8 protein-coding genes are annotated in these 18,664 nt (G+C 35.1%); 5 read left to right on the top strand and 3 right to left on the bottom strand.

Annotated elements, in window-relative coordinates:
- Window positions 1-42: 42 nt before the first annotated feature.
- The 3 genes from RB618_RS17040 to RB618_RS17030 form a co-directional block, all read right to left on the bottom strand.
- Window positions 43-1,476 (bottom strand): hypothetical protein, encoded by a 1,434-nt coding sequence (locus tag RB618_RS17040; RefSeq protein ID WP_308069840.1) that lies wholly within the window; start codon window positions 1,474-1,476, stop codon window positions 43-45.
- Window positions 1,477-1,562: 86 nt separating this feature from the next.
- Window positions 1,563-3,263, bottom strand: coding sequence for a RagB/SusD family nutrient uptake outer membrane protein (locus RB618_RS17035; protein ID WP_308069839.1), 1,701 nt, complete (start codon window positions 3,261-3,263; stop codon window positions 1,563-1,565).
- Window positions 3,264-3,282: 19 nt separating this feature from the next.
- A complete protein-coding gene (locus RB618_RS17030) occupies window positions 3,283-6,552 on the bottom strand; it encodes a TonB-dependent receptor (protein WP_308069838.1) in 3,270 nt (1,089 codons plus the stop codon).
- A gap of 867 nt (window positions 6,553-7,419) precedes the next feature.
- Here RB618_RS17030 and RB618_RS17025 point away from each other — a divergent pair.
- The 5 genes from RB618_RS17025 to RB618_RS17005 all read left to right on the top strand — a co-directional run bounded on the left by RB618_RS17025 (window position 7,420) and on the right by RB618_RS17005 (window position 18,600).
- Window positions 7,420-9,624 (top strand): alpha-galactosidase, encoded by a 2,205-nt coding sequence (locus RB618_RS17025; RefSeq protein WP_308069837.1) that lies wholly within the window; start codon window positions 7,420-7,422, stop codon window positions 9,622-9,624.
- A gap of 1,918 nt (window positions 9,625-11,542) precedes the next feature.
- Window positions 11,543-12,151 carry a sigma-70 family RNA polymerase sigma factor gene (locus tag RB618_RS17020; protein ID WP_308069836.1) on the top strand — a complete coding sequence of 203 codons (609 nt, stop codon included), beginning with the start codon at window positions 11,543-11,545 and terminating at the stop codon, window positions 12,149-12,151.
- An 87-nt stretch (window positions 12,152-12,238) separates the two neighbouring features.
- On the top strand, window positions 12,239-13,420 hold the full coding sequence (locus RB618_RS17015) for a FecR domain-containing protein (protein WP_308069835.1): 1,182 nt from the start codon (window positions 12,239-12,241) through the stop codon (window positions 13,418-13,420).
- A 235-nt stretch (window positions 13,421-13,655) separates the two neighbouring features.
- On the top strand, window positions 13,656-16,964 hold the full coding sequence (locus tag RB618_RS17010) for a TonB-dependent receptor (RefSeq protein WP_308069834.1): 3,309 nt from the start codon (window positions 13,656-13,658) through the stop codon (window positions 16,962-16,964).
- A 25-nt stretch (window positions 16,965-16,989) separates the two neighbouring features.
- Complete coding sequence (locus tag RB618_RS17005; RefSeq protein ID WP_308069833.1) at window positions 16,990-18,600, top strand: RagB/SusD family nutrient uptake outer membrane protein; 1,611 nt, start codon at window positions 16,990-16,992, stop codon at window positions 18,598-18,600.
- The last annotated feature ends 64 nt before the right edge of the window (window positions 18,601-18,664 follow it).

The following is an 18,664-nucleotide window of genomic DNA, read 5'->3' as shown; positions in this document are numbered from 1 at the left end:
AAATTGTGTCCATTGTATTAGTAGTACATTGGACGAGTTGTTTTAGCGAGAGGCTGCCGTTATTTTTTGTCCAGGATTCACACGAATTGTAATAGCAGTGTAGGGATTTCCCTTGTTGTCCTTTTCATGAATTACGGCAGCTTTTTTATCATTTATAAAAATAGAATTGTAATTTCCAGTAAACATAGCTTTCCATTCTATAAAATTTTCGCCTTTGTTGTGTAGTGTTGTTGTTTGGTTTTTGTGTTGTACAGCTAGTGTTGTATGCAACACGGGTAAATTGTCGACCTCAGAAATGCTATCTTTTTTTCCTCGATTTACTGTTGTTATTGTTTTTTTTGATGCATCTGGTTCTATTCCCATATAACCGTGTACGATGCCTTCAATTACGCCATATGAAACTTCTGGATATTCTCTTCTTTTGGTTTCAGGGGCTGTTAAGTGTAAAATGTATTCGTATGCTTTATCTTCATAGCCATATTTATATAATAGAAAAGGAAGATAAGAGGCATTTTCTACATTGCTTTTTGCAGAAAGAATATGCTTAATTGTTTTTTCGGTTCTGTCTGCATCCTTCAAAGCGTCAAACCACAATAAAAATAGTTCGCCAAAATCTTTGCTGAATTTGCCATCTGCGGTATAAATTACATTATAGGCCGATGCATTTTGATCCCACCAGATTTGTTCTATCTGCTCTTGGTATTGTACTGCTTTCTTCTCAAAGAAAGCTGATTGTTCAAATTGCCCTTTTTCTTTTAAAATAGAAGAATAGGTAAGCAGACCACGATAAATTGCAGCAACAAGATCGACTCCCATTTTTAGACCTGGAATACCTTCAGAATAAGAAGCCAGTCCGCGACATTTATGAAAATCGTCTTTTATATTGAATGGAGCAGGAGAGTTTACAAATTCTGGTCTTGTCAGTAGAGAATCAGCTTGTAAAACCCATCGTTCGATATATGCTGTTGATGATTTTTCGAAGAAATTCTCAAACTCGGGATTTTTGATATAACCTTCATCGCCAGTCCATAAATACAATCTCCAGCAGGCAAATATGACATCAAAATTGCTATTAAGATTGTACCAGAATTCTTTGTCGTTTTTGTAATCTTCGGGAGCTGGTTTTCCATATTTATTGATTTCCCAAAAAGAGCACCAATCTTTACTTTCTGAAATATTTTTAGCAAATAGCGAAAGCATATTTTTATTTTCCTTACTTAGTCCAAGGATTTCTGCACCAATGCTTTGATGCGATACATCTCGCATACAAAATGCAGATCGTGAAGGCAGAGCCGCTTCATACCATGGTCCAACAGGATCATTTGAATCTCCTTTATAAATCAATGCCATACTTTTGGCACGCTCAAAAGCAAGCTGAAGTGCAGCATCTGAAGATTTGAAGGTAACGCTTTCTTGACTAAAGGCATTCAAAAAGAAACAGCAATTGGCCAGTAAAACTAAAAAGTGATTTTTCATAAAGCTATTTTCGATTTGGATTTTGGTCTAGATACATTTTAAAAGCAAACCCATCCCCCTAGATGGGTTTGCTTAATTGGTTATAATTAGTTATAACCAGGGTTTTGGGGTAAACCTGTTCTGTTTATTTCATCTCTCGGAATAGGGAGCAGATAATGCTGTGGTTTAAAAATCCTTTCTTGAACTTTCGAATAGGTGTAAGTTTTTGAACCATCATTATTTTTGGTAATAATTACACCCATTAAAGGTTTATTTTCAGTTTCTTCGGCTATTTTCCAACGGCGTACATCATAGTAACGGAATCCTTCAAGACATAATTCAACTTGTCTTTCGTTGCGAATTTTATTCTCTAAAGCTGTTCCAGTTAAACCTGTCAAAGGATTTGTAATTCCTGCACGCTGTCTTAATAAATTTAGATATTGAATCGCAGTTCCTTCATGTCCCAGTTTAAATTCTGATTCAGCATAGTTCAAATAGATTTCTCCTAAACGAGAAATAATCCAAGCTTTATTAGTCTGCGTTTCATTGTTATAATTGTATGTTGTATCGCAATATTTACGGAAAGTATAACGAGTTTTACTAGCGTTCCAAGTATCCCATCCTTGTGGAGAATCTAAACCACCTTCGTAGAACTCGGCTTTGTTTGAACTTCCTGCATCGTAACGATCTTGGAAGAATTCAGGTTTTCCGTAAGCACGTCCGTCATACACGATATTTTTGTAAAAACGAGGATCTCTATTTACATAAGGTTTTTGAGGATCATAGCCAGATGTTGGGTCTGTAATGTCTTTTCCGTCAGCAGTTCCGTAAGCATCAATATGGCTTTGGCTTGGCGCAAAATTTGCCCATCCGTGAAAACCGCTTGGAGAGTTAAACATTTCTACACCGTTGAAAGCGCTCCATTGCGGGTCTTTACTTGATAAACGAGAGAAGATAACTTCAGAATTGTTGGTAGTAAAAAGATCTTCGTATTTTTTATCATAAAGCGAATACATATTTAAATCCATAACCGCTTTTGCAGCGTCTGATGCTTTTTTCCATTTTGTCAAATCATTAGAAGGATTCCATTGCGGACTTGCAGCATAAAGCAATGTTCTAGATTTTATTGCAAGTGCAGCACCTTTTGTAACTCTTCCGAGATCTTTAGGTGTTAAAGGAAGCAATTCGGCAGCTTTGTCTAATTCTCCAACAATAAAATCAACACATTGATCGTAAGAACTGCGGTCTACTTTAAAATCGCTATTTAACTCAAAAGGCTTAGTAACAAGAGGAACTCCACCGTAATCGCTAATTAATTTGAAATAAGCATAAGCTCTTAAGAAAAGCACTTCGCCTTTTAATCTGTTTCTCCAAGCGTCGTCTCCAGGCACGTTGTCAATTCGGGATAAAAAGATATTACAGTTTTGGATTGTGGCATAAGCAGGCTTCCAAGTATTGAAATCTCCTGCGTTGTCTGGAGTAATGGCTCCAGAATTAAGATTCCACACATCATAATCGTTAAAATTATTAAAGGCTTCATCACAGGCCGTAGATAAGATCCAGCTTCGGTTTGTTCTATCGTTCCAGTTGTGCTGAGTGCTTGGCAATACCGTATAAAGATTATTAGCGAAAGCTTCTGTAAGTTTTAAGTCATTCCACACGTTTTCATCGGTATAAGAATCCAAAGGAACTTTATCTAGAGGATCTTCGCTACAGGATGTTACAGCAGCAACAGCAATAAAAAGAGAAGCCACAATAAGTGCTTTCTTTTTTATATTTATTAGTTTATTGATTTTATAATTTTTCATGTCTTGATCTTTTACCTTGTTATAATTCAATGCTTACACCGATTCTGTAAATACGGGTTTGTGGATAAATTACACCTGTTTTATTGTTTGTTTCAGGATCTAAATTGTACTGTTTCATGTGGTCGATAGAGAACAAATTTGTTCCTCCCGCATAAAATCTTGTATTTAGAATTCCGAATCTAGACAGTACTTTTTCAGGTAATGTATACGAAACCTCTAAAGATTTTAGTCTAAAGAAAGAGGCATCTTTTAGCCAAAAGTCCGCTTCAATATTGTTTCTTGGATCAGAATCATTGAAGGCAACAGGGTATTTAGAATTTGGATTATCTGCTGTGTATCTGTCATCGTATAACCATCTTGGAGGTGCTACAATAGCGCCTTGCGCTTGCGGCAAGATTACTTGTTTTGCTTTTGCCTGACCAGTCCAAAGCATGTCGATAGAAAAACCTTTGTATTCTGCTCTCATAGGAATACCGTAAGCAATTTTTGGCGTTGCAGATTCTGGAATTCTTACTTTGTCATTAGAAGTAATGTTTCCGTCATTGTCCGTATCTTTTACCCAAAGATCACCCGGTTTTGCTCCTTCAAAATGAGGCGAACTATCAACTTCTGCCTGAGTGCGGTAAATTCCGTTTGTTTGGTATACTAACCAAGAATCGATAGCTCTTCCGGTTGATTTTTGCCAAGCAGGAATGTTTGCCGCTTCATCGCGAAACAATACTTCACTTTGTGCATAAGTAAAATTAAAACCAACACTATATTTAAAACTATTGATACGATCAGCATAATTTACAGACCAATCAGTTCCTCTGTTTACAGTCTTTCCAATATTCTCTTTTGGAAGCGATAGTCCTGTGTACAAAGGCACAGACGCATTTCTTGCTGCTAAGATGTCAGATCTTTTATTGCTGAAATAATCAAATGTTGCTGTTAATTTATTTCCGAAGAATCCAAAATCAAAACCAATGTTTTTAGAGTCTTGAATTTCCCAAGTAATATTTGGATTCGGAGTAGAAGAAAGGTAAATACTGTTGTTTAATGTAAAGTCTGATCCAAAGTAGCTGTAAAGCTGTTGATCGGTCGTTAGCTGATATCTCGTTAAGAAAAGATATTGGTTAAGATAATCCACTCCATTAATAGTTTCTCTTAAATCGTCGTTACCCATTCTTCCCCAAGAAGCTCTTATTTTTAGTAAATCAAATCCTTTAATATTGTTTTTGAAGAAAGGTTCTTCAGATATTTTCCAACCAGCACTAATGGCAGGGAACATACCCCAACGAGTTGAAGAAGGGAAATTGAATGATCCGTTGTAACGAGCAGTAACTTCTGCAAAATATTTATCATCAAAATTGTAAGCGACTCTTCCAAGGAAACTTTCACGACCATCCTGATAAGCACCACCGGTAGCGTTTTGCCCTTTTGTACTTCCTGTAAAAATCTGATCCAATTGATCGCTCAATAAATCTCTTCTATAAGCATACGTTTGCGTTTTGTCCATTGTAGTCTGCTCATATCCTACAAAAGCATTTACCGCGTGTTTGTTGAATTTACGATCGTAGGCTAATTTTGCGAAATACGTATTTTGATTGGCAATTCGTTCTTCTTGCATTACACTTGTTATACTAGTGCTGTTTTTTACGTTATTATAGCTGTCGTTTGTTTTGTCGTAAGAATAAGCATCCCAAGGTTTTGTGAATTTTTTTTCACTGCGCACATTATAGTCAAATGCAGCATAACCGCTAAGTGATAATCCTTCTGTTATTCTTGGCAATTTCAGCTCAAATCCGATTTTTGGATTTACAATTAAGTTTACCACTTTATCATAACCTGCCGCTGGTGAAGACATTAAGATTGGGTTTCTACCATTTGTGATACCCGATGATGGGGAGCCATTTTTCCAATAAGCAGGAATAAAAGGATACATGCTAACTGTTTCGTGCATAATGCTTCCAATGCTTACTGCTGGATAGTTTCTGTCTTCTTTACGAGTAGCAATATCTAAGTTTACCTTAAAGTTTGAAGTGATGTTAACATCAATATTCGATCTCAAATTGAACTGTCTGTATCTCTCGTCACTGTGTCTAAGATTACTTTCCTGATTTAAATATTGGCCAGAAAAGAAATATTTTACTTGTTCATTACCTCCATTTACAGAAAGCGAAAGGTTGGCTTGTGGCGCATCTTTTCTATAGACCTGTTTCATCCAGTCTGTACTGGTATAGTTAGGATCGTTTCCGGCTTTGTATTTATCAATTTCTGCCTGAGTGTAAGGAAGCGTAGTTCCCTTATGAGCATTAAGTTCATTGTAATACGTCATGTATTCCCAAGAATTAACTCTTTCGCTCATTCGTGTCAATTGCTGAACGCCATAAGATCCGTCAATTTTGATTGTCGGAGCACCGATTTTACCTCTTTTAGTGGTCACCAGAATTACTCCATTTGCAGAACGAACCCCATAAATAGCCGCCGATGCATCTTTTAGAACGGTTACAGATTCGATATCATCTGGATTAATCCTGTTTAAGTCACGGTCAGGAATACCGTCAACAACTACAAGCGGACTTGTTCCTCCACCAAAGGAGTTGAATCCTCTAATCAAAAGGCTTGAGCTATCGTCACCTGGTCTTCCAGAGCGGTTACTGGCGATTACTCCAGACATACGTCCGGCAATTCCGTTAGATACGTTTGCAGATGCATTTTGAGTCAAAACACCTCCTTTAATCGAAGCAATTGCTCCCGTTGTAGAAGCTTTTTTCTGCGTTCCGTACCCTACGACAACAACTTCGTTTAAGGTTTGGTTTTGCTCTTCAAGTTGAATGCTCACAGCATCGTCTGCATGAACTTCTTTTGTTAAAAATCCGGTGTAAGAAAATACAAGAATACTGTTGGAGTCTGGAACTTCGATAGTAAAATTACCGTCAAAGTCTGTTACAGTTGTAATTTTTGTTCCTTTTACCAGAATGTTTACACCAGGAAGCGGTTCGCCTTGTGTACCCGTTACTTTTCCTTTTATTAGTTTTTCTACAGCAAATGATGTGTTTTTGCTATTTGTCAGAGCCAGATTAGTAGTCAGTTTGTTGGAGATTTTATTTTCTCCTAACTCTGCAGCAAAAGAAGTTTGTAAAGTAAGCGCCAGTAAGGCTCCCGATGTTAGTTTGGTAATCTTCCATGTTTCAGAAGAAAGCCAATCTTTTGTTGGTTTTTGTTTGGTTAATAGAATCATGTTTTGTTGTTGGTTTTTGTTAGTTAGTAATTTATTCTCTTGTGGTCCGTTTTTTATCTTTTTCATTTGGAGAAACAAAATGCCTTGAGCTCTTGCAAATTGTTCATGAAAAAAGAGATAAATGTGAAATCCAAATGTATAAATGTTTCTAAACCAACACATACCAGTACCTACCAGTTTTTTATGATATGTTTAAAAAACCCGTAGTATTTACAGTAATATGTAAAATAAACAGGATAATATATGCATAAAACTCAAATTTGACGAAGTATAGTTAATAAATAAGGTTTTTCTTGGCTTTTTAAAGAAGATTTTATTCAAATTTTATATTCATAGGTCATTTTTCTTTGAAATTGATTTAGACTTTAAATTCCAGAATCATGCATTTTGATTTTTAAAAGTGGATAATATAGTATCAGATTTTTTTTTGCTAAATAATTTTTGATTCTTGAAACGTTTTTCTTCTATTAACCATACCAGTCAGTGTTTTTAAGCTAATATGTAAGAGTAAACTTGTTTATGTTTGTTCCGATTTTACGTTTTAAAGCATTTATTAGATAATAAAATATCAGAATACTGAAATAGTGATGTAAAAATTATCAAAAGTCTATTTTTAGAATCACCTTTTTTACAATCGCGAAAAAAGAAACAAGTGTGTAGAATTAGGATTCAATTATATTTTTCCTACTTTTGAATTTCCTTTAGTCATAAGAAGAATAGTTTATAAGAGCTCAAAAACTATTGTTGTTATGAATTGCGTGATATAAGCAATTGACTTGCTTAATTATGCAAATGATATTTTTCTCTTGGTTTGATTGATAAATGTGAGAAGCGGAGTTTCAAAAGAAATACAACTCTAATCTGAAAAGATTGGTATTGACTTTTTTTTAGAATCTTCAATAACGAACATTCACTATTGTTAATTAAAATTTTATGAAAAAAGTACTATTTCTATTAGTTCTGACGACTCTCTTTTGGAAGACTAATGCACAAAATGATCCCATTGCTATTGAAACCGAGAATACGGCATTAATCTTAAAAGTGGCAAAAAACGGATTGCTTTACCAATCGTATTTAGGGACAAAATTGGAAGTTTCGGCCTATAATGCGCTTTCTAAAGAAAAAGAAAGAACATTTGTTATAAACGACGGAAATCCGTTGCTTAATTTAAGACATCAAGCGTATCCAACTTACGGAACTGATAATTTATTTGAATCGGCTATCCGAATGACACACAATGATGGGAATCCCGCTTTGGAGCTGGTTTATGTAAGTCATCAGACAACAAAAATAGATGGCAATACAACTGAAACTAGCATAAAAATGAAAGATCCAGTTTATCCTGTAGAAGTTACGCTTCATTATAAATCTTTTTATAAAGAAAATGTAATAGAACAATGGACAGAGATTGTGCATCGCGAGAAGAAACCTGTTACGTTGTACAACTATGCTTCTTCTATGCTTCATTTTGATGCAGATAAATATTGGCTGACTCAGTTTCATGGCGATTGGGCAAAAGAGGTTAGAATGCAGGAAAGCGAGTTAACCAGCGGCGCCAAAGTAATTGATTCTAAATTGGGTGTAAGAACTAACATGTACCAGACGCCGGTCTTCTTTTTGGCATTGAATGACAAAGCAAAAGAGAACACTGGAGAGCTTGTGGCAGGAACTATTGCCTGGTCGGGAAATTTTAAGTTTACTTTTGAATTGGATAATAAAAAATCACTGAGAATCAGTTCTGGAATTAATCCGTTTGCTTCAGAATACAGCCTTCAGCCAGGAGAAGTTTTTACTACGCCATCTTTCATTTACACTTTTTCAAACAAAGGAAAAGGGCAGGCCAGTAGGAATTTACATTCTTGGGCAAAAAACTATGGCGTAAAAGATGGTGATAAATCTCGTTTAACTTTATTGAACAATTGGGAAACTACTTTTTTTAATTTCGACGAAAAGAAATTGACAGAAATGTTTGAAGATTCTAAAACATTAGGTGTTGATATGTTTTTATTGGACGACGGATGGTTTGGAAATAAGTACCCAAGAAGTGGCGATAAATCTGGTTTGGGAGATTGGGAGGCAACCAAAACAAAATTGCCAAATGGCTTAGGATTTTTAATGCAGCAGGCAGAGAAAACAGGAGTTAAATTCGGAATTTGGATTGAGCCTGAAATGGTAAACCCGAAAAGCGAATTGTATGAAAAGCACCCAGATTGGGTTTTAAAATTGCCAAATAGAGCAGAAAGCTACTATCGCACGCAATTGGTTTTAGATTTATCCAATCCTAAAGTGCAGGATTTTGTGTTTAAAACGGTAGACGATATTATGCAGACAAACGGCGGCGTAGCTTTCTTTAAATGGGATTGTAATCGTATGATGACCAACGCGTATTCTACTTATTTAAAAAACCAGCAATCGCATTTATTTATTGAATATACGAGAGGTTTATATAAAGTTTTAGAAAGAATTAAAACAAAATATCCACATTTACCAATGATGCTTTGTGCAGGCGGCGGCGGAAGAACAGATTATGCATTTTTAAAATATTTCACAGAATTTTGGGCAAGTGATAATACAGATCCTTATAATAGAGTATTTATTCAGTGGGGCTTCTCGCAGTTTTTTCCAGCTTTTTCGATTTGCAATCACGTGACATCGTGGGGGAATCAATCTATTAAATTCAAAACAGATGTTGCCATGATGGGTAAATTAGGTTTTGACATTAATATAAAAGAACTGAAAGAAAAAGAACTAAAATATACTCAGGATGCAGTTGCAAATTATAAAAGATTAAGTTCTGTAATCTGGCATGGCGATATGTATCGAATTGTTTCTCCTTACGAGGATACCCGCGCCGTATTAATGTATGTTGATGAATCAAAAGACAAAGCAGTTTTATTTTCGTATACGCTTCATCCTCTTTATGACCCACAGTATAATTTGGTTCGTTTTCAAGGTTTAGATGCCAATAAAACCTATAAAGTTGAAGAAATTAATTTAATGCCTGAAGCAAAAAAAACGCTTGAAGAATCTGGAGAATCTTTTACAGGAGAATATTTGATGAATGTAGGTTTAAGAGTTTCTTCTTCAAAAGTAGAATCAAGCGTTGTGCTTGAAATCACAGCAGTGTCTGGCAATTAAAAAACATTTTTTCTAAAGTAAATCAGCTGTTTGATCTCGTTTAAGATAACGAGATTAAACAGCTGATTTTTTTTTAAATCTAATTTAATCTGCTAAATCTGTGTGAAATATGTTACTTATAGATTTTTCACGTAGATTTAAAATGATTTTGGCAGATGTATACAGATTTATTTTTAATCTGTAGAGACGCACTGCAGTGCGTCTCTACGGAAAATTGGAACGAAATTTCATTTATTAAAAATCTAGTTTAATCGGCTCAAATCTGCTAGATCTGCGCGAAATATTTTTGTGTATAGATTTTTTCACGCAGATTTAAAATGATTTTGGCAGATGTAGACAGATTTATTTTTAATCTGTAGAGACGCACCGCAGTGCGTCTACGCAACGTATATCCACAATACGTTAGACGCACTGCAGTGCGTCTCTACGGAAAATTGGAACGAAATTTCATTTATTAAAAATCTAATTTAATCTGCTCAATATGCTAGATCTGCGTGAAATATTTTTACGTCTAGATTTTTCACGCAGATTTAAAATGATTTTGGCAGATGTATACAGATTTATTTTTAATCTGTAGAGACGCACCGCAGTGCGTCTACGCAACGTATATCCACAATACGTTAGACGTACTGCAGTGCGTCTCTACGGAAAATTGGAACGAAATCTCATTTATTAAAAATCTAGTTTAATCGGCTCAAATCTGCTAGATCTGCGTGAAATATTTTTACGTCTAGATTTTTCACGCAGATTTAAAATGATTCTGGCAGATGTAGACAGATTTATTTTTAATCTGTAGAGACGCACTGCAGTGCGTCTCTACGGAAAATTGGAACGAAATTTCATTTATTAAAAATCTAATTTAATCTGCTCAATATGCTAGATCTGCGTGAAATATTTTTACGTCTAGATTTTTCACGCAGATTTAAAATGATTTTGGCAGATGTAGACAGATTTATTTTTAATCTGTAGAGACGCACCGCAGTGCGTCTACACAACGTATATCCGCAATACGTTAGACGCACTGCAGTGCGTCTCTACGGGAAATTGGAACGAAATCTCATTTATTAAAAATCTAGTTTAATCGGCTCAAATCTGCTAGATCTGCGTGAAATATTTTTGTGTATAGATTTTTTCACGCAGATTTAAAATGATTTTGGCAGATGTATGCAGATTTATTTTTAATCTGTAGAGACGCACCGCCGTGAGTCTACTCAACGTATATCCACAATGCGTCTCTACGGAAAATTGGAACGAAATCTCATTTATTAAAAATCTAGTTTAATCGGCTCAAATCTGCTAGATCTGCGTGAAATATTTTTGTGTATAGATTTTTCACGCAGATTTAAAGTGATTTTGGCAGATGTAGACAGATTTATTTTTAATCTGTAGAGACGCACTGCAGTGCGTGTACGCAACGTATATCCACAATACGTTAGACGCACTGCAGTGCGTCTCTACGGAAAATTGGAACGAAATTTCATTTATTAAAAATCTAGTTTAATCGGCACAAATCTGCTAGATCTGCGTGAAATATTTTTACGTTAAGATTTTTCAGGCAGATTTAAAATGATTAAGACAATTCGGCAATTTTCAAATCAGTTTGCTTTTTTGTTTGTGATAGAAGAAAAAATGTGTTCGAGCACATTTTTTGTGTTTTTCTTTTTTTTATTAAAACTTAATATATACATTTGGCGCTAAATGATAATAATATTTATCAAATTTTAAATTTTATATAGATAAAATTGAATTATAATTTTCTATAAAGAGATTGATTGTTAATAATTGAATTTGGTAGATTGTGACTATGCTGTTTTAAAGCAGAAAAACACAACTACTATTAGAAGGCTAAAATGTTTAAAAAAACAGTTGTCCAAATACTGTTTTAGAGTTTGTGTATTTTATAAAAAGTAATTACCCAGTGGCGAAAATTCACTCACAATTGATTTTACTAAATGAATCTGCTATTTTATCGAAAGTAGCAGCTGGAAACGAATTGATGTATACAGAACTTGTCGAAAAATATTGGCAAAAAGTATTGCAGCATGCGCTCAGTTTTGTGAAATCATATCCAGTTGCTGAGGAATTAACTCAAGATGTCTTTCTGCAAATTTGGAATAAACGCGAAAAATTAGCCGAAGTGAACAGCTTTGATAATTATCTTTTTATCATAAGCCGAAATCTGATTATTACTCATATTCGAAAAAAACTAGTTGAAACAGATTCTCTTAAAGGAGAAAAATTGCAAGAGTTATTTTTTAAGCCTGATGAACAGTATGAGTTCAAAGAATTGGTTGAAATTATAAACGAAGGCGCTGCACTTTTGCAAGAACCGAGACGCTCTGTTTTCTTGTTAAGCCGAATGGAAGGTAGAGATACAGACTATATTAGTAAGGAACTTGGTATTGCAACCAGAACTGTGCGCTGGCATTTATTACAGTCATTAAACTTCCTTAGAAACCATCTTCATCAACAATATAATATCGATGTATTGATGTTAATTTTGTTTACCACGTATTTTTTTTCATAATTTTTTCATTTTTCATTGCCACTTTAACAACCAAACCTCGTCTTTATAATTGAAGGCATGTTTTGGCATTTCAAAAAACCTGTATTTATGTATCAAAAAGAACAATTTAAAGTACTCATGGAGCAGTTTGTCTCAGGTGAAATTTCATCTGAAGGAAAAGCAGCTTTACTTGCTATGCTTGACAATCCTGAATATTCAGAGGAATTTGATGCCATTCTTCGAGAAAATTATGATTCTATTGAAGTTCCGCCAGTAAGCCCTGCAGCAACTGATAAATTTGTAAGTGAGCTAAGAAAGAAAATGAATGTCTCTCCGGAAGAAGAAGATTCAGAATCATCTGTTTTCAGTTTATTCAATTGGCGAAAAATTGCAGTTGCGGCTAGTCTTTTGATTTTCGTTGGATATGGAATACATTTTTTTATTCAAAATAAGAATAAACAGTCTTTACAATTGGCATCAAAAAAGATCGAAGATAAGGCTCCAGGAAAAACAGGTGCAATACTTACGCTTTCCAATGGTTCTAAAATAGTACTGGACAGTGTTGGCAACGGATTGTTAGCAAATCAAAGCCATACAACAGTTTCAAAAAAGAATGGCGGACTTGTATATAATGCAGATGACAATGCGCAAGTGGTTTACAACACAATGACGACGCCAAGGGCACACCAGTATCATCTGCAATTATCAGATGGCACAAAAGTATGGCTTAATGCTTCATCATCAATTACTTTTCCAACTTCATTTGCTGCAAATGAGCGAAAAGTAAAAATAACTGGAGAAGTCTATTTTGAAGTAGCCAAAGATAAAAGAAAACCATTTAGGGTTTTGGTTAACGATATGCAAGTAAATGTATTAGGAACTCATTTTAATGTAAACGCTTACGAAGATGAGGCAACCGTAAACACAACTCTTTTAGAAGGAAGTGTGTTAATTACTCAGAACACTAAAAAGATACTTTTAAAACCGGGACAGCAGGCACAAAAACTTAAATCGGGGGTAATTGCTGTAAATGAAAATATAAACACAGATGAAGTAATGGGGTGGAAAAACGGTTTGTTTTATTTTGAAAATGCAAATCTTCAAAAGGTTTTGCGCCAATTGAGCCGTTGGTATGATGTGGAAGTAGTTTATGAGAAAGGTGTGCCTTCAAGATCATTTGAAGGAGAAATTCAAAGAGATCTTAATTTGTCGCAAGTACTGCGAATTTTAGAAAAAAATAAAGTTCATTTTAAAATTGAAGGTAAAATTTTGAGAGTGATGCCAGATTAAATAAAAGGACTAAATCCTTTTTTAAAAATATTTATTTACGATTCATAAAAAAAGCCAGCTAATGTTGGTAGCATTTGCTGGCTTGTTCCTGAATGTAAGGAACAGTTATGGAGAAATAAATAAACAAACCAAGCAAGGAGAATTTAATATTAACCAAAACCATTACGAAAGTATGAAATTATTACCAAAACCAAAGCCAAAGAATCATTGGCTTTCATCAAAAACCCGGAAAGTTATGAAATTAACCTCCATACTGGTTATTGCTATGACTTTACAAGTGTCGGCATCAGTATCATCGCAGACTGTTACTTTTTCTGGAAAGAATGTCGCGGTTAAAAAAGTATTATCAGTTATAAAAAATCAAACGAATTATGTTTTTTTCTATGACGTTGAGATTCTGAAGAACCTTAAACCAATTTCTTTAAACGTAGTCAACGCTCCAATAGAGAGAGTATTACAGCAGACGTTCGCAAATCAGTCTATTACATGGATTATTGAAGGAAAAACAATTTCTTTTGCGCTTAATGCAGAGAAAGCAAAGAGTCCTAATTCGGTAATAATGCAAAAGCAAATAAAAGGAAAAGTGCTTGATGATGCAGGCATGCCTATTCCTGGAGCTAATGTTAAAGAGAAAGACGGAACAGCTTCTGTGCAAACTGATGTAGATGGAAGCTTTTCTATTACAGTTCAGTCATCCAATAGTATTTTGGTTATTTCCTATGTTGGTATGGAAACCAGAGAGGTAAAAGCTTCAGGTGAGTTTTTATCTGTTACTCTAACTCCACAAAAACAAAAATTAGAAGAAGTTCTAGTACAGGTTGCTTACGGAACCCAAAAGAAAAAGACCCTTACGGGAGCACAGGCTTCTGTAACCCAAAAAGCACTTGAAGATCGTCCTATTACAAGTTTAACAACAGGACTTCAGGGAACAATGTCTGGAGTAACCGTTACTACAACCAATGGTCAGCCGGGAAAAGATGGTGCGTCTATTAAAATACGCGGTATTGGTACTTTAAACAATAGTAATCCTTTAGTTGTAGTTGATGGGGTAATAGCGTCAATGAGTGAGGTGAATCCTTCAGATGTTGAAAATGTAACTGTTTTAAAAGATGCGGCTTCTTCGGCCATTTACGGTTCAAGAGCAGCAAACGGAGTAATTTTGGTTACTACTAAAAAAGGAAAAAAAGGAGGAGTTCAGGTGCATTTTGAATCCAATACTGGAATTCAGCATTTAGGTCCATTGCCAAGTTATTTACCTGCTTGGCAACAAGCAGAAATGTTTAATCAGGCAAAGTTGAATGAAGGAACTTCTGCAGACAATTTGCCGTGGAGCGCAGATAAAATTCAGAAATTAAAAGACGGGAGCGATCCATATAATTATCCTAATACTGATTGGCTGAAATTATTCTACAAGCGTGCAGCTCTGCAAAGCAACCATTATCTTAGAGTAAGTGGCGGTGATGGTAACTCACAATATTCTTTTTCTCTAGGATATTTTGATCAGAATGGTAATGTGGATGGTTTGAGAAATCAAAAATTTTCAAGCAGATTCAACATCAATTCAAAAGTTAGTGATAAGTTAAGTATAAATGGTAATATTGCCTATCAATATATGCCTACGCAAGAGCCGATAAGTTCTTATGCGCCTGGCTTTAGTTCTATGTTAAAGCTTCTTAACCGCATCTCTAATACAGTGGTTAATCAGTATCCAAATGGCCAGTATGGTTATGTTGGAGATGGAAATCCTATGGCTTGGCTAGATTCAGGTTCCGAAAATAAAACAATAGCAAATACGCTTACAGCAAATATTGGCGCCGATTGGGAACTTGTAAAAAATTTGCATTTCAGACCAGCGGTACAATATCGAGGCACTTCAAGCCAAAGAAAACAGTTCATGGAAAAAATCGAGTATTTTAGTCAGACAACTGGTGCAGCAACAAAAACTCAAGGGCCTAACCAATTGTACCAAGTTTGGGATAAAAACACGTATTACAATTTACAGGCTTTATTGGACTATAAGTTAGACTTGGGAGAAAATCATCATTTGACATTTCTAGGTGGTGCTACTAAAGAATATAGTCTTTATGAGTATGTTTCGGCTTACCGACAAGATTTTTTAAATAATGAACTTACAGAAATAAACGCTGGACCATCAACAGGACAGAAATCTGAAGGTTATTCTAATGATTGGGCTTTACAAGGCTATTTTGGAAGATTTAATTACAATTATAATGATCGCTATTTGTTTGAAGCAAATTACAGATACGATGGTTCCTCCCGTTTTAAAGGAGACAATAGATGGGCGTCATTTCCTTCTTTCTCAGCAGGTTGGAATATTTCAAATGAGCAATTTTTTGAGCCGGTGAAAGATGTTATTAATTCATTAAAGTTCAGAGCATCATGGGGTAAGCTTGGAAATCAGCAAACAACGGTTGATGGTGTAGCTACTACTTATCCAACGTATGCAACTGTTGAATCTGGAGAAGATTACTCTTTCAATCAGTCTTTGGCTCCTGGTATTGCTCCTAATAGTGGTGCCAATAGCGACGCTAAATGGGAAACTACTACAGCTACTGATTTTGGACTAGATATTTCGGTACTAAACAACAGTTTGTCATTTACAGTTGATTATTTTACTAAAGATACAGATGATATCTTAATGACTTTACCAGTTGGAGAAGTATATGGTTTAAAGGCTCCGATTGTAAATGCAGGTTCAGTATCTAATAAAGGATGGGAATTTTCAGGAAGATACAGTACAAAAATCAATGATGTTAAACTTGATGTTGGGGCAAACCTTACATACATCAACAATGAAATTACTGATTTAAAAGGAGTAGGGCCAATAATTGGTTCTGGAAGTATAACATTTCAGCAAGTTGGATACCCAATCAATTCATTATATGGTTATAAATGCGAGGGAATCTTCAGAACAAGTGAAGAAGTTGCTAATCATGCTAAACAAAATGCAAATACAGCTCCTGGAGATTTGAAATACGAAGATATTAATAAGGATGGTAAAATTGATGCCTCAGACAGAACCTATCTTGGGACTTATTTTCCTAAAACTACATACGGTTTTAATATTGGTGCAACTTACAAAGCGTTTGAAGTCACAGCATTTTTTCAGGGAGCAGCTGGTGTAAAAGCAAACGTATCAACTATGATTGGACAAATTGGAGGATCAAGTTCTAAACCTACAACAGCATTTTTAGACAGCTGGACGGTTGACAATCCAGATGCTTCTTTCCCTAGACTTTGGACTTCGTACAAGCAAAATGATCCAGAAAGCACACCATCATCTTTTTGGGTAAAAGACGCTTCTTATCTACGTTTGAAATCTTTAATGGTTGCTTTTAATTTTCCAGAAAGTCTGAATAAAAAGCTTGGAATTGCAAATGCTAAGATTTATTACAGCGGACAGAATATTCTAACGTTTACCGATTTTTATTCCTGGATAGATCCAGAAGTAGGTTCGAACGCTAGTATTTATAGCTATCCACAGGTTGTAACAAACTCGATTGGACTTAGTATCAATTTTTAATTAAAGACTTTTTAAACAATACGTTATGAAGAAAATACTTCTTTTTATATTTTTTGCTGCTATCTTAAGTTTAGGTGGTTGTCAGGACGAATTTTTGGAAAGAACTCCAAAAGATGCTTATAGTGATGCTTCATTATGGTCTTCAAAAGCAGATGCTACAGCAGCTTTAAACGGATGCTATGCTGGCTGGGAAACTGGATCTGCTATTATTGGCGACGACTGTTTTACAGATAATGGTTTTGATCAATTTGGCTGGGACGGATATGAACCAATGGCTTCTGGATTAGTGACTCCAGGAGATGAGTGGTTTCCTAATTATTGGAGCTATAAAACCATTCAGCGATGCAACTGGTTTCTTAGTAATGTTGATAAAACACCTGCATCTTCTTTGAACGAAGAATTAAAAAACAGAATGAAATCTGAAGTTCGTTTTTTGAGAGCTTATCAATACTATAAAATGACAAATTATTATGGAGATGTGCCTTTGGTAACAACTGCATTAACTCCTGCTGAGTCAAACACAATTGCTAGAACTCCAAAAGCAGAGGTTGTGGCATTTATTATGTCAGAACTGGATGCAATTGCACCTTTTCTTCCAGTTAATTATTCAGGTGCAGATATAGGACGTATTACCAAAGGAGCTACACTGGGATTAAAGGCAAGAATTCAGCTTATTCAAGGTGATTATGCTGGAGCGGCCACAACTTCTGCATTATTAATGTCAGCTCCTTTTACATATAGTTTATTTCCAAATTTCGAGGAGCTTTTTAGACCAATGAATCATGATAATCAGGAAACATTGCTTAATTGCCAGTCTTTAAAAGATCTTAATTCTGAATGGTATCCAATAGTATATGCGCCTAAATCACAAGGAGGATGGAGTTCTTATGCACCAACGCAATCACTTGTTGATACCTATGAAACGATTAATGGAAAAACAATAGAAGAAGATGCGACCTATGATCCATTGCAACCTTACAAAAAAAGAGATCCACGTTTAGACATGAGTATCATTAGACCAGGATCTTTCTATATGGGATCTTACTTTGATCCGTATCAGGGTGATGACGATTACAATTTAGTAATGGATAATACATCGCAAACTGGGTATAATCTTAAAAAATACATTTCTAATCTAGACGATTATAGAGGAACAGATTACGGTACTGATATTGACAATGTTGGTGGAGCCATAATGGTTATTAGATATGCAGAGGTTTTACTGACTTATGCTGAGGCTAAAATTGAGTTGAATCAGCTTGATGAGTCTGTATATGATGCCATCAATAAAGTTAGAACCAGAGCTGGAATGCCTAATGTGGACAAAACGGTGTATAATAACCAGTCAAAAATGCGTGAGTTAATCCGTAGAGAGCGAAGAGTAGAATTAGCTTTTGAAGGATTAAGATTTATTGACACAAGACGCTGGAAAATTGCACAAGATGTGATGCCAGGCGTAGTAAAAGGAATTTTGGAAGGATCTGTAGATCATTCAAATGGTAATTTAACATTAATACCTAATACCGTTAAAGAGGTTACAACACGTGTTTTTACCAATCCTAAACATTATGTTCTGCCAATTAAGCAGAATGAAATAGATATCAATAAAAATTTGAAACAAAATGCTGGATACTAGTGTTTTGTAGGTTTTTGTTTTTTTGTTTTTAGTTTTGAATTAAATAGAGAGAGAGGAGCTCCGG

The organism is Flavobacterium sp. LHD-85 (assembly GCF_030929595.1).
Lineage (GTDB): Bacteria > Bacteroidota > Bacteroidia > Flavobacteriales > Flavobacteriaceae > Flavobacterium.
This window is presented reverse-complemented; position numbering and strand designations above follow the sequence as displayed.

Bases quoted from the DNA above. Each gene is read 5' to 3' on its own strand.
- RB618_RS17040 (WP_308069840.1), bottom strand. From the start codon at position 1,476: ATGAAAAATCACTTTTTAGTTTTACTGGCCAATTGCTGTTTCTTTTTG.
- RB618_RS17035 (WP_308069839.1), bottom strand. From the start codon at position 3,263: ATGAAAAATTATAAAATCAATAAACTAATAAATATAAAAAAGAAAGCA.
- RB618_RS17030 (WP_308069838.1), bottom strand. From the start codon at position 6,552: ATGAAAAAGATAAAAAACGGACCACAAGAGAATAAATTACTAACTAAC.
- RB618_RS17025 (WP_308069837.1), top strand. From the start codon at position 7,420: ATGAAAAAAGTACTATTTCTATTAGTTCTGACGACTCTCTTTTGGAAG.
- RB618_RS17015 (WP_308069835.1), top strand. From the start codon at position 12,239: ATGTATCAAAAAGAACAATTTAAAGTACTCATGGAGCAGTTTGTCTCA.
- RB618_RS17010 (WP_308069834.1), top strand. From the start codon at position 13,656: ATGAAATTAACCTCCATACTGGTTATTGCTATGACTTTACAAGTGTCG.
- RB618_RS17005 (WP_308069833.1), top strand. From the start codon at position 16,990: ATGAAGAAAATACTTCTTTTTATATTTTTTGCTGCTATCTTAAGTTTA.